12 protein-coding genes and 1 tRNA gene are annotated in these 12,189 nt (G+C 54.5%); 10 read left to right on the top strand and 3 right to left on the bottom strand.

Translation table 11 applies throughout. The features are described 5' to 3' along the window. The first annotated feature begins 640 nt into the window (after positions 1-640). The 3 genes from wecC to F4V58_RS03250 all read left to right on the top strand — a co-directional run bounded on the left by wecC (position 641) and on the right by F4V58_RS03250 (position 3,777). Entirely contained in the window at positions 641-1,894 is a 1,254-nt protein-coding gene (wecC, locus tag F4V58_RS03240) for a UDP-N-acetyl-D-mannosamine dehydrogenase (protein WP_075733311.1), read from the top strand. A 445-nt stretch (positions 1,895-2,339) separates the two neighbouring features. Continuing rightward, positions 2,340-3,278: a hypothetical protein gene (locus tag F4V58_RS03245; protein ID WP_150385695.1), complete on the top strand. Its 939-nt coding sequence runs from the start codon at positions 2,340-2,342 to the stop codon at positions 3,276-3,278. A 1-nt stretch (position 3,279) separates the two neighbouring features. Then, positions 3,280-3,777 (top strand): Panacea domain-containing protein, encoded by a 498-nt coding sequence (locus tag F4V58_RS03250; RefSeq protein ID WP_075733315.1) that lies wholly within the window; start codon positions 3,280-3,282, stop codon positions 3,775-3,777. A 251-nt stretch (positions 3,778-4,028) separates the two neighbouring features. On the opposite strand, the gene F4V58_RS03255 is transcribed toward F4V58_RS03250, so the two are convergent. Continuing rightward, the gene (locus F4V58_RS03255) at positions 4,029-4,739 is read right to left on the bottom strand and encodes a hypothetical protein (protein WP_245803026.1); all 711 of its coding nucleotides are present in this window, start codon (positions 4,737-4,739) and stop codon (positions 4,029-4,031) included. Between the two features lie 247 nt (positions 4,740-4,986). Between F4V58_RS03255 and F4V58_RS03260 the strand changes: the two genes are divergently transcribed. The 6 genes from F4V58_RS03260 to F4V58_RS03285 all read left to right on the top strand — a co-directional run bounded on the left by F4V58_RS03260 (position 4,987) and on the right by F4V58_RS03285 (position 10,300). Continuing rightward, positions 4,987-6,054, top strand: a complete 1,068-nt coding sequence (locus tag F4V58_RS03260; RefSeq protein WP_075733317.1) for a hypothetical protein — start codon at positions 4,987-4,989, stop codon at positions 6,052-6,054. 145 nt (positions 6,055-6,199) lie between these two features. Next, positions 6,200-6,276 (top strand) — tRNA-Ile (locus F4V58_RS03265). A 149-nt stretch (positions 6,277-6,425) separates the two neighbouring features. Further along, positions 6,426-7,445: a trimeric intracellular cation channel family protein gene (locus F4V58_RS03270; protein WP_075733319.1), complete on the top strand. Its 1,020-nt coding sequence runs from the start codon at positions 6,426-6,428 to the stop codon at positions 7,443-7,445. A gap of 103 nt (positions 7,446-7,548) precedes the next feature. Beyond that, a complete protein-coding gene (locus F4V58_RS03275; RefSeq protein ID WP_075733321.1) occupies positions 7,549-7,821 on the top strand; it encodes a hypothetical protein in 273 nt (90 codons plus the stop codon). A gap of 64 nt (positions 7,822-7,885) precedes the next feature. Continuing rightward, a complete protein-coding gene (locus F4V58_RS03280; protein WP_075733323.1) occupies positions 7,886-9,433 on the top strand; it encodes an SIR2 family protein in 1,548 nt (515 codons plus the stop codon). 66 nt (positions 9,434-9,499) lie between these two features. Continuing rightward, positions 9,500-10,300, top strand: coding sequence for a serine hydrolase domain-containing protein (locus tag F4V58_RS03285; protein ID WP_075733325.1), 801 nt, complete (start codon positions 9,500-9,502; stop codon positions 10,298-10,300). A gap of 27 nt (positions 10,301-10,327) precedes the next feature. Here the strand turns inward: F4V58_RS03285 and F4V58_RS03290 are convergent, their stop codons facing one another. Then, complete coding sequence (locus F4V58_RS03290) at positions 10,328-11,236, bottom strand: CE1 family esterase (protein ID WP_075733327.1); 909 nt, start codon at positions 11,234-11,236, stop codon at positions 10,328-10,330. A gap of 281 nt (positions 11,237-11,517) precedes the next feature. Between F4V58_RS03290 and F4V58_RS03295 the strand changes: the two genes are divergently transcribed. After that, the gene (locus tag F4V58_RS03295; protein ID WP_075733329.1) at positions 11,518-11,913 is read left to right on the top strand and encodes a hypothetical protein; all 396 of its coding nucleotides are present in this window, start codon (positions 11,518-11,520) and stop codon (positions 11,911-11,913) included. On the opposite strand, the gene F4V58_RS03300 is transcribed toward F4V58_RS03295, so the two are convergent. Beyond that, positions 11,883-12,182, bottom strand: a complete 300-nt coding sequence (locus F4V58_RS03300) for an acyl carrier protein (RefSeq protein WP_075736454.1) — start codon at positions 12,180-12,182, stop codon at positions 11,883-11,885. The genes F4V58_RS03295 and F4V58_RS03300 overlap by 31 nt on opposite strands. Positions 12,183-12,189 lie beyond the last annotated feature (7 nt).

Consider the following 12,189-nt stretch of genomic DNA (forward strand, 5'->3'; position numbering starts at 1 on the left):
CTGACCCGAAATCGTGCCCCTGAATCGTGAGCAAGGTTGTGACACTGTTCGTGAGCAGAGCTATGACATCGTGTGTGAGCAAAGCTCTGACACATCACATTCCGGGTAGATGGTACCGTTCAAAAATTTTTATATAGCAACGACAAACTGCGGCCTGTGCACAGCTATTTCATAATGCATTCGATCCGCTAGAACCATAGTTCGCGTGTTACATGTGAAGGCCATGCAGGGTTGCTGATAACAACCACCGAGAACCTGCCTGGCATTATATGCAACGCCTATCTGGTTTAGGGCTGGACAGTGACGTAGCTAGATCCAAGAACCACACGATAGGCCTCTCGGTATGAAAAGGTCGCATTTAGCCCTTTTGGTCCGTCCCGGCCCAGGTATGGACTCCAGGATGCGCGGATCCGCCATTGTCAGAACCAAGGAAGTTAACTAACCCAGTTAGCCTGCCGGAAGTTTAATCAGCTTTTTAGCAGTACCATCTACCCGGTCCCGGCAGCGTTAGACAAAAGGGGAATCTGCCTAATGCTAAAGAACAGATTCTAAAACTCTTAGGGTGTATACTTACTGGCGTCCATGCGCCTCCTCGGAGCGGCTGCGCGTTAAAGTTAACCTAAATGAAAGATTTTTTCTGATGACTCAACTCCATGTCGCCTTTGTGGGGCTCGGCTATATTGGCCTCCCTACTGCCGTAGTTATGGCTAATTCCGGTGTGAACGTAACGGGCATCGACGTTAACGAACCTAATGTAGAGAGGATTAATCGGGGAGAAGTCACCATCGTAGAGCCCGGCCTCGAAGATGGGTTGAAGAAGGCGCTAGCGTCAGGGAACTTCCGTGCAACGACATCGCAGGTTCATGCGGACGTTTACATTATTGCCGTACCGACTCCCTTTACTGAGACATACGACGTCGACATGAAGTACATCTACTCGGCAGCTGAGGCTATCGCCCCTCAGCTTGAAGGTGGGGAGATTGTGATTTTGGAATCTACTTCTCCTCCGAAGACCACATTCAAGATGTCCAGGAAAATCCTTGATTTGCGTCCAGATTTAGCTGCAGATGGAGAGGCTAACCCCGAGGGGAAGCCAGTTGTCTACTTCGCGCACTGTCCTGAACGTATTTTACCGGGGCACGCCATGGAGGAGCTTCGGACGAATGACCGCATTATTGGCGGGCAGACCCCAGAGGCAACCAGGCGGGCAACGGAGGTATATGCCACGTTTTGCGAGGCCGAGCTTTTGCCAACCGATGATGTCACAGCAGAGATGGCGAAACTGACTGAGAATTCATTCCGTGATGTGAACATTGCTTTCGCGAACGAACTCTCCCTAATCGCTGACAAGCTAGGCATAGATGTTTGGGAGCTAATTAACCTCGCCAACCACCATCCGAGGGTGAACATCCTCCAGCCCGGCCCCGGTGTCGGGGGCCATTGCATCGCCGTTGATCCATGGTTCATTGTGGCCGCCGATCCGGAGAATTCGAAGCTTATTCACACGGCCCGAAAAGTTAATGATTCAAAGCCTGCGTGGGTGATTAACAAGGTTCGGGAGCAGCTTGAGGCAACCCCAGAATCCAAGGTGGCCATCCTGGGGCTAGCGTTTAAAGCCGACATCGACGATCTCCGCGAATCCCCGGCCCTCAACATCGCGGTGGACATCGCCGAAGAGTTGCCGGAGACGACCTTCTTCGCTGTAGAACCCAACGTGTCTGAACTTCCAGCACGCCTGAAAGGCTTTGACAACGTAGAGTTGAAAGAATATTTCAAGGCGATTGAAGAAGCTGACATACTCCTCCTGCTTGTCGACCATAAGGAATTTAAAGAGATTCCGAGAGATGTTCTCCAGGGCAAGCAGATCATTGATACGAAAGGTTTGTGGAAATAGAAATTAGCACCCCCTTTTCTAGGCTCTGAAAATGGGAAAGGGGGTCTTGATGCGCCGACTTTCCATCTTCGGAGTAGCTGGCTTCGACCCATCTTCGCTGGCAAGGCCATTAACGTGATCCGTAATTTACCGGTCCCGGTGCTGGCCTAGGAAGATCCCTAGTAGACTCCCGCCGCCGAAGCCTGCCTGAACTAGAATCCAGGCTATGCCTCTGCTCGGCCACTTCAGCGATTCCCCGTTGGGGATTTCCACCTGGGTGTTGGCGGAGTCTGCTGGCGGGGGTTGCGAGTGCAAGAAATCAAAATGTCAATCTTAGTGTTGAGGTATAGCAATGAGCGTGGACAACAGGATTAGTATCAAGTAAAATTAGTCGAAATCTTCGCTTGAATAGCGGAAAATGGTGGTGGAGAAAATGCCCCGCACTATCTGCCGGGACAGGGGGAACATGGCAGAAAAGCTAAGTGATGCACCGATTGGTGCTATTCGGCAAAATTTTGACTTCTTTCTGGGCGTGCTGGCGGGAACGCTCTCGCCTTTCGGAAGCATCTTGGTTGCGCCACAGCTAACTTTGATTGTGCAGCATCAGGATCCTGACAATTGGTTTCTCTTCGCAGGGGGAATTTGGCTAATGCTTTGTGGGTTGGCGGTAATTCCCTTATGGCTAGGAAAGCGTAAAAAGGACAAGGTTGAGAATGGGATTACCGGAAGGTTCGTAAACCACGTCGACGAGTGTGTTCGCGCGATGACGGACTATAGCCGCTCGGGAAAGAGTGCGTCCGACGCCGCGACCTTGTACCAGAAGTTAACTACGGAAGCCACGTATATTATCGGCCATCGAGCCAGAGTTTGTTTGTACTGGCGGAGGTCAGCGGAAGGGCGCTCACCGGACCGGTACGAGCTGGTACGTGAAAACGCTGGAGAGCGGAACCCTAGAGCGCGAGCGCGTTCCTATTTCAAGTTTGAAGACGGAGACCATGACAAGGGCGTCCGGGATTCAGAGAAGGCAGCCAACTTGAGCTTCCTGAATGCAATGGATGGAGCAGCGGAGCGGATCGTTGTCCAGAATGTTAAGAAGCCTCCATCGGGATTCAATGTCCATCCCAATCCTGCAAACGGATATCAATCCTTCATCTTGGTTCCAATCCGGTCAGTGGAAAAGAGCATTGCGGATCGGAGGACCGTGGGAGTTCTTACAGTTGATTTTCCTGGTAGGAAGATAATCACAGAAGAAATCGAATTAGTCACCGCTGCTATCGCTGAAATGTTCAGTGATAGTCTCCGTAGCTCCCAGGATTTCGCGTTCCGGCAGGTAGTCGAAGTGCCAAGGGAAAGTAAAAAGGCAGCCATGGTAGAGTTTTTAAAATCAGAAGGAGGGAGTGATTAAGATGGCCACCGCTGCAGCTGTTTCCAATTACATTCTGGGCAAACTTGCCCCAGGTCGAAGCCTCGACGTTGTTAAGCTTCAAAAGCTTCTTTACTTCTGTCAGGGATGGTCCCTGGCCATCTATGGTAAACCTCTTTTTCCGGAAGATTTTGAAGCCTGGCGGCGGGGCCCAGTTGTCAAGGAAATTTACAAACAACACCGCCAGATGTATCAGGTCCCGCAGGGCTTTCTCTTCGGAAATGCGTCCTGTGCAGAGGATTTGGAGGGGGAAACCACTAGTCTTACTGAAGAGGAGAGGAAGGTCGTTGAGCTAGTTGTCAACGATTACGGTTCACTCAATACTTTCGCGCTGGTTGACCTAAGTCATATTGAGGGTGGCCCCTGGAGCGCAGTACACCGTGCAGACGGGACGCCCGCGCAAATCTCCAAGGAAGCCATTAAAGCCTACTTTGACAAGGAACTAGCAAGGGTCCGGAGGACTGGGCAATTATTGCCGTGACGTAGGTGGGTCAACTAGGGACGGGCGAGTGCCGAAAGTTTAAAGTTATTTTCCGGTCTTATCGAACGCCATCTTAAAGTACACGCCCAGTGGCATTTCAAGTCGCGCGTTGATCCTGCGGATACCTAGGGCGGTCTGTGATTCTCATTACGGCGGTGGGGGCCGGTCAAGGCTCGAGAACAGGGAGGTTCGTAGGTGCCGCTGCGGGGGTGGCATCGGCATATCTTCTGCAGAGAAGGGCCGGGAGCCGGTTACTTGAAGCTAAATTCCACCTTCGCTTCTGGCTCGATTCCCTTGATTATGCCCTCGTAGAAGTCTTTGGCTTGGGCGCGCAGGATGTCCTCGTTGTCCAGGATGTGCTTTTTCTTGGTGTCCTCATCGAGGATCTTGTTGACTTGTTCCAGGGAGTCAATTTCTGGGGTTACCCAGCTAAGTAGGCCTTTGTCTTCAACAGCGACTTTGAAGGTTTCATCGGAATGCCCGATGAAGACAAACCGGGGGACCACCACCTTGTAGCTGTTATCGCCAGTTTCAATAAGCTTGACGTCCTGGCCATCAATTCCAATCTGAGCGCGGTAGTTGTACTGCACAAATTGAGTGCGGCTGCTACCCGGCAATTCCACGCCAAGAACCTCACGGGACTGAGATGCCTCATTAATACCCTGAATTCCAAGGGAGAGCAGGACTATCTTCTCCTCACGCTGGATAGACTCCACCGTCAAGGTGTTGTGCCGTTCAGCGATAACCTCAGTGGGTTTGTCCGGTATCACGGACACGAACAAGCCGCCAGCAGCGATAGCGCCGCCGATGACCGCAGAGACCAGCGCCGTTCCCCAGTGCCAGCCCGAGCGTTCAACAGGCACAGGAACCTGCATGGAGTACTGCTCCGGAACGTTGTGCGATGTTTCCGGGGTAGGGCGGAAAGTCTCATAAGGGCTCTGCGGTTTGGGCTGGTTATCCATGGGCTTCATTCTATTGCAAAGTCTTCTATTTCAGGCAAGAAAGCATTGCCTTTGAGGGGCATCTTAGAATGCCCACCTAACGGCAGATGACCGGGAGGGTGCCCGTGTAACGGAGTTGGAAAGAACAGTTGCAAAGTCCGCGCATAATCCCCAAGGGCCACGCGCCGGCGGGGATGCTTGTAAACTTTAAATATAGTTTGATAATCGCATCCGAAGCCGTACCCCGTTCCTTTAGGAGAGAAAAACAGTGGCCTCCACAGAGAAAGACCCGTCCAACGCCCCAGACGTCAATCCGCAGTTGGCGGCTGAGCCCTCCCCAGACTTTGAGGGCATTGCTGACAAAGACGCGCAATGGGAAGAACCAGGGGAGGGGTCAGAAGGAGATCCGGGGCGCGATAACCTGGCCTATGCGCGAACATTCCTTCAGCACACTCTGCGGTTTAAGAAGGCCCGTATTGACCGCGAGCAGTTCCTGCGCGCCGAACTCCGCAAGCGCGGTTGTTCAGATGCGCGGATAGCCAAAGCTATCTCCAGTACCCCCCTAGAAGCGGGAGTATCCCTAGCGACCCTCGATGAGATCGCCCAAGACGCAGCGGACTTTGAAATCAAGAAATCATCCGCAATCTCCCTTGGCTCGGGCCTTCCCGGCGGCTTGGCGTTATTTGTTTCCGTTCCAGCTGATATCACCCAGCAGTACATCTTCAACTTCCGGATAATGCAGAAAGTTGCCTATGCTTACGGTTGGCAGTCCTTCCTGGAGGACTCTAAGGACGTTGACGATGAGACACTGAATACGATGCTGATGTTCTTGTCCGTCATGCTGGGAATCACCGGGGCGAACCGTGCGTTGGGGCAGTTCTTGCTAAACACAGTAGGACCGGCGGTTGGGAAGAAGATCACTAATACGGCTCTGATGAAGACCGTCTGGTACCCGGTGCTTAAGCGGACGCTACGGTACGTGGGCGTGCAAATCACCAAGAATAGTTTGGGTAAAGCTGTAACAAAGGCCATCCCGGTGGCGGGCGGCGTTGTCTCCGGAGGGCTCACCTTTGTCTCCTTGAAACAGCAGTCTGCCCGGATTATTGAACAATTACGCGAGCTGCCCCCGCCAGGTATGGATGCTGAAGAGTACACGAGGCTCAAAGCGCAGGCGGAAGATTTTGAGCAGGATTCCGAGGAAAAGCAAAGCCGCCTGGTAGGTTCCGTGAAGAAAGCCTCAGCGGCTATCCAAGAAGGTTCCGCCGGTGTCACAGACAAAGCGCGTGGTATCCGCAACAGGTGGTCAAAGCGTTCTAAGGACCACCCAGAAAGTTAGCTTCCAGGGCACGCAGGAGTCCCAGCTCAAAGCGGGTAGGGAGGCCCTAAAGTAGTCCCAATTAGCACTCCCGGCTGTGCTACTAATAAGATGGGGAGCGCACTCCCGCTACGCGGGTAGAGCCACCCGTGCCAGGCACGGGGATGGGGCTGTAGCTCAGTCGGTTAGAGCCGTGGACTCATAATCCATTGGTCGCGGGTTCGAGCCCCGCCGGCCCCACCATATGAAGTCTCGAGACATCGTTCCGCCTGGTGTCTCGAGACTTTTCTTTATTAGGGGCGATGAAATGGTGGTGTCGTGCCAGGCTGGTATCGCGGGATAGCGCGGCCGTGAGTTCGCAAAGGCTGGCTTTGGCTTTACAATGGGGGACCATGATGGATGTTGACCCGCTGATTCAATCGCTCTACCGGTGGTCGGACGTATCTGGGGTGTTGTTGATGGGGATCATCGGCGGCACTATTGCGCGCAAGGCAGGATACGATATCGTCGGCTTTTTCTTTATTGCTATGTTCTCCGCCCTGGGCGGCGGCATGATCCGCGACGTGCTCATCAACCAAGGAACCGTGGCCGCCATGGCCACCCCCGAATACCTCTACCTCGCCTTCGCCGGCGCACTCATAGCCCGGTTCACCTACTTCAAAGGCAAGACCTGGGAGCACATTGAAGCTCACGGAGACGCCATAGTCTCCGCACTGTGGGCCTGCACCGGAACCGTCAAAGCGCTGACCTTCGGTTTGCCAGTCATCCCGTGCATCATGATGGGCGTATTCACCGCCACAGGTGGATCCATGATCCGCGACATCTGCATGGGCCGCGAACCAGCCGTCTTCGGTGGCAACCGCCCAGCCGTCATCCCCGCCGTGGCAGCAGGGCTAACAGTGCTCATAGCCGACCATTTTGGAATGCTGGTGTGGGGCATGCTCATCGGGCCAGTAGTCAGCACCTTCCTGACGCTACTGGGCTACTGGGCCGGATGGCGGCTGCCCACCCGGCAAGAATGGGCACCCGTTAACGACACCGCAGCGCAGGTGGCCGTGCTGGCAAAGAAAGCAGAAGGCAAATCCCGCGCAGTCGGACGCCGGCTGGAACCGCACAAGCTACGCTCCTGGCGGCACAAGCAGATGGAAAAAGCCCTGCAGCGCCGGATTGAGCAAGAAGTTCGCTCCGGAACCCGCCGCTCCGTAGCTACCGCGGACGCCACCGAAATCATGGAATCATTCCACGAAGACGTCAGCCAACTAGAAAACGAAGGCATTGGCGTAGATTTATCCGGTAACTCCTACGATCCGGAGAACAAGAAAAACCGCGAGACCCTAGACGCCATCCTGGCAGACGAAAAGCTCACCGATGAGCTAGTGGAGCGGTTGGTGCGGAAGAATCAGGAGAAGTAAGAAGATGAGGGGTTCTAGGCGCGGGTCTGGCATTTGCGCTACACTTGGCTCATCTGTACCCGTTGGCCCTGGAATCTATTGAAAAATATCGAAAGGAAGTAAAATGAGCACTGCTTTTGGTAACGAGCTCCTGGAGCAATATTTCGAGGATTTGTCGCCCCTGCTGACTGATGAAGAGAGGCAAAAGATCAAGGATTCTGTGGCGAAGAATAAGCTGGATGCCAAGCCAACCTTGCGGGAATTGTTGAGGGTGCATTGGAGGATTCTGTCCGATAAAGACGAGAATTTGGATTTCAAAACCCAGGTTGAACGATTGAAAAAGATAGAGGCGTTCTCAGACGGGCTTGTCAAAACTATTCGATTTGCTCGTCTCTAGAGCAAGACTTTGAAGGCAGCTTCTGCACCGGGGAGTGGGTGGCAGGGCTGAGTAGGGGGGAATTATGCAACGCTTGGGAAAGCTACTCGCGGATGAATGTTTCAAAAGTTACCTATTTCAGATCTTAGAGAGTAAGAATCTCGTTGTTTACGCAGGCGCGGGGTTGACATTCGACAAGACCGACCTGAATTGGGCAGGGTTAGCGCGGGCGCTACTGGCGGAAAAGCGACTGCATCCGATGGCGGTGGAGGAAATAGCCACGGGAAACGATGACTCGCTGGCAACTTCGATCGCCGCTGGACTCTACTACACTTCTGAATCAGCCACAGACGAAATTCACTACTCGGACGAGCTAAAAACGGTTCTACAGGACGCCCTCTACGACCCAAAGAAAGAATGGTCCCATGGAGAGTTAAGTGAGGCAGTTGCCGAGTTTGTCGTGATGCGGGAAGCGGCTGGTTTGAAAACCAAGGTTTTGACAACCAATTACGACACTTTTCTAGACAATGCTCTTGAGACGGCACGAAGAAACACTAGAAAATGGCTTCCTGGGACAACGGCGCGAAAAGATTTAGTTACCGTCAAGCACCTTCATGGTCGGGTTCCTGCTGATAATTCTGGTACATTCGTGGCGCCGGTTTTGTCTGAACTTGATTACGCAAAATCGAGGCAAGCCACCTTTGAGGCCATCACTAAGGAGTTAAGGTCACACGATTTTCTATTTGTGGGCTGCAGTGTACAGGATACCGCGTTGATTGAGGCCCTCTACGAACAAGCAAATAGTGGGGGTGAAAAGCATCAAATTTGGCTTCTTGAAAGGGCTCCTGAGGAAAGAATATCCGATCAAAGTGTGGGGGCAGAAGTGCGGGAATCGCTCGAAAAGCGCTTCAGCACTTTAGGTATTACACCTCTATTTTGCAGCTACTACTATGAAATTGGGCAGTTCTTTTGGGAGCTAGCCTCAGCCACCAGAGACCCCGACTCGGTGAACACGGAAGACTATCAATCCCCAATCGAAAGATTGTCGAGATGGTCTGATAATCGTAATATTTTTGAAGTCCCGTTTGACGTCCAGAAGGATGTTCAAGGCATGTTGCAAAAAATTGCCAGCAGAATCAGAGAAAATCTTGAAAAGGTTCTGGGCAACGAGCAGTCGAGCCCTCTCACGACAGGAAAGTTCAGTGTCAAGATTGAAATTTGGGCGTTGGATTTGGCAAAAAATTCGGTTGAGCCGTTGCGACTATGGGCATCCTCGGATGCCGTCTGGGACCATGCTGCCGGGACACGGGCGCGGCCAATCGCAGAGACCGACACTGATTATGCAGCTAGTCGTGCTTTCCGTGACGGCAGGCCGACCGTGGAAGAGATTTCCCCCAAAGATACCCGGAGTAGGTGGAGGACGCATGTAGCTTTCCCAAAAAGGAACAAACTATCGCAGAATCCGTCTAACGTGCCCATTGGATCTGTGGTTGTGTCGATAACCGACCACCTAGCTGATGAGTCCCTCAGTGCGGCCATGAAATCTAATCCGGTCCTGGCAAAGGATATCCTTCCTCGCATAAAAGATCTTGTAGAAATCATTCTGTTCACCGATTTGCTGGCTTACAAGTAGGCCCGTAGCCGTAATCAGGTGGATTGAAGGTGTTCGACCAGTCTGGACGCTGGTAAATTGGGGACAATGAAACCCTTTGAAAAAGTAGCTGATTTTCCCGTCCCGAATGTTGCCGCAGCATTGGTGAGCCCTGATGGGGTGCGGACGTTGGGGGAGGTGGACCGGCGCTTTGAGGTGGCATCGGTAACCAAGCCCGTTGTGGCTTACGCCGTCATGGTGGCGGTCGAAGAAGGCGCGGTGGAGCTAGACCAGCCGGCCGGGCCGGAGGGGTCTACCCTGCGGCACCTTCTGGCACACGCCTCCGGAGTGGGGTTTGATAGCCGCGAGCCGCAGAAAGGCGTAGGAGAGCGCCGGATTTATTCCTCCGCCGGCTACGAGTGGGCCGCTGAAACGGTTGAAGGCGCCACCGGCATCAAGTTCCCCGAGTACCTGCACCAAGCTGTATTCGAGCCCCTAGGCATGAATTCTAGCGCCTTGGAGGGCTCCGCCGGGCACGGGCTGCGCACCACCGTTTCAGACCTGGTGGCGTTCGCGAAAGAAGTGCAGAACCCCCAGCTGTTGCACCCCAGCACAGTCGCCGAAATGCGCACCTTACAATTCCCCGGACTGCGCGGAATTGTCCCCGGCTACGGCAACTTCAAAGACTGCGCGTGGGGGCTGGGCTTTGAAATCCGGGCCGGCAAAGATCATTGGATGGGCGAATTGCCTGCGGAAACGGTAGGGCACTTTGGAATGACGGGCACCTACCTGTGGATTGCGCCGGATGACACCCACGCCATGGTCATGCTGAGTGACAAGGACTTTGGGGACTGGGCCAAGCCACTGTGGGCGGAAACCAACACCGCTATCTGGCAGGCGCTGGGCTAGTGGCGCTGGGCTAGTGGGGGCGTTGTGTTAGTGGTGGTGGCGCTGGAAGAAGTCCCAGACGGTTTGGGAGGTGTTAGGCCGGCCGGGGAACCAGGTGTGGCCGCCGCCGCTGACGCGGATAAGCCGGGTTTCGGTGCAGCCGCGGTAGACAAAGGTGTCGTAGCCATCACCGGGCGTGTACGTGATGTTAGCTGCGCTGGTGTCGCAGCCATTCCGTTGCCCAAGCATGGCCCACGTGGCGCGGGTGTTGATGAAGCGCCCGCCACGGCCCATCCCGCTGGTGCGGTAGTTGATAATGGGGTCATCGGTGCCGTGGATGAGCAACGTGGGAACACGGGAGGTGCAACCGCGGAATACAGCTTCATAAGAAGCAGTGGCAACACCGGCAACCGCCGCGAAAATATCCGGGGATTGGCAGGCGTTGGACATGGCCATTGCGCCGCCGTTGGATAACCCGGCGGCATAGATCCGAGCGCGGTCAACGTGATAGCGGCCGGCAACATCTTCAAGAATGTTGCGAGTGAAGGTAACGTCCTCGCCGCGCCTGGTAGGGGCGTAAGACGGTCCCTCCCAGCCGTAGTTGCCCAGGTGGTTTTGCAACGGGAGGGGATAGATGACAATGGCGTGGCCGCCCGCAGTTGTGGCCAGTTTCATGTAAGAGGCGGCCTTTTCCGCGCTGTGCTCGTAGCCGCCGTAGGCAAAAATGACCGGGTAGGCGGTGGAGGGGTTGTAGTTACCAGGGATGTACGCGGTGTATGCCCGGGTGCCCAGTTGGTAGTCAATCTTGGTGGGGGCAGGGGCGTTGAAGATTCCGGCGGCGGAGGAAAGCTGGCCAAGGTTGGCGGATTGAGCCGCAGCCTCCGGAGTGGAGGCGGTGGAGCTAAATGCCAGGGCAGCGGATAGGACGGCCGCTGTGGCAAGAGTCTTGAAGTACATTGGAAGAACAGTACTGGACAGGTGGGGTGCGGCCGAGCAAATGTGATGATCTCGTTGCGCTGTAACAACCAGTCCGAAAATGCCACCGGCGTATGAAGTTTCAACTTCTGGTTGAGTAAATGGGGGGTTAAACCAGGTGTTTAGGGTTGCCGTTGGGGCACGTGGGGTAGAAAATGGTACAAGATACGCACGGTAATTGCACTGCTGTGATTCTGAATTTTAACCGCAAGAGTTCGTTGGGGAAGACGAAGCTCGTCTTATCTGGTTGAAACAAGGAGTTGATGGCGTTGCTGGGCACAAACGTGGCACCAAGCGTACACACTACCGGCGCCGCCGCACCCGCGGCCCAGCCGGCCTCATCCGGCGTGCTCACAATCGAGAGCATGCCGGCCCACCTGCGCAGCGTAGTGGAAGACCTGATGGTCAGCTACCTGCGCAGCGAATCCACCTGGGAAGTAAGCGGCCAAGACCCGCTAGAAGCCCAGTGGTGTACCCGTTGGTACAAAGACTGGCCTGGCCATGACCTGGCCGCCCTGGCCGCCGGGCGCAGCGCAGCGCGCCACGGAGTTGGCTGCCGGCAAGTCATCACGGGAACGCGGGAGGAACTAAAAGCCCTCGATGAGGCGGTTGCAGCTTTGGCACAAACTCACGGGTTCTCAGCGTGGGTGTCAATGTAGGCAACCACGTCACCCACCGTGTTAAAACCCTGCGCGGTGGCTTCATCAACGCGCACACCAAATTTCTGCTCAACGCGCACGGCAAGTTCAATAAGGTCCAAGGAAGTTACCCCAATATTGTCCAGACGGTCCTCCCTGGCGGGCTCATCCCCGCCGGTCACGGAGGAAATCAGGTGCGTTAGTTCCCCATAAGTGTCCTTGGGGGTGTCCTCCTTTTTTGGAGAAGAATTTAAATGAGCCCGGAGCTGTGCGGAGAGATCGTTTGCCATAAAGCTA

The sequence above is a fragment of the Corynebacterium phocae genome, assembly GCF_008693075.1.
Taxonomy (GTDB): domain Bacteria; phylum Actinomycetota; class Actinomycetes; order Mycobacteriales; family Mycobacteriaceae; genus Corynebacterium; species Corynebacterium phocae.

Excerpts from the sequence above, each read along its gene's own strand:
- wecC (WP_075733311.1), top strand. The coding sequence starts at position 641 with ATGACTCAACTCCATGTCGCCTTTGTGGGGCTCGGCTATATTGGCCTC.
- F4V58_RS03245 (WP_150385695.1), top strand. The coding sequence starts at position 2,340 with ATGGCAGAAAAGCTAAGTGATGCACCGATTGGTGCTATTCGGCAAAAT.
- F4V58_RS03250 (WP_075733315.1), top strand. The coding sequence starts at position 3,280 with ATGGCCACCGCTGCAGCTGTTTCCAATTACATTCTGGGCAAACTTGCC.
- F4V58_RS03255 (WP_245803026.1), bottom strand. The coding sequence starts at position 4,739 with ATGGATAACCAGCCCAAACCGCAGAGCCCTTATGAGACTTTCCGCCCT.
- F4V58_RS03270 (WP_075733319.1), top strand. The coding sequence starts at position 6,426 with ATGATGGATGTTGACCCGCTGATTCAATCGCTCTACCGGTGGTCGGAC.
- F4V58_RS03275 (WP_075733321.1), top strand. The coding sequence starts at position 7,549 with ATGAGCACTGCTTTTGGTAACGAGCTCCTGGAGCAATATTTCGAGGAT.
- F4V58_RS03280 (WP_075733323.1), top strand. The coding sequence starts at position 7,886 with ATGCAACGCTTGGGAAAGCTACTCGCGGATGAATGTTTCAAAAGTTAC.
- F4V58_RS03285 (WP_075733325.1), top strand. The coding sequence starts at position 9,500 with ATGAAACCCTTTGAAAAAGTAGCTGATTTTCCCGTCCCGAATGTTGCC.
- F4V58_RS03290 (WP_075733327.1), bottom strand. The coding sequence starts at position 11,236 with ATGTACTTCAAGACTCTTGCCACAGCGGCCGTCCTATCCGCTGCCCTG.
- F4V58_RS03295 (WP_075733329.1), top strand. The coding sequence starts at position 11,518 with ATGGCGTTGCTGGGCACAAACGTGGCACCAAGCGTACACACTACCGGC.
- F4V58_RS03300 (WP_075736454.1), bottom strand. The coding sequence starts at position 12,182 with ATGGCAAACGATCTCTCCGCACAGCTCCGGGCTCATTTAAATTCTTCT.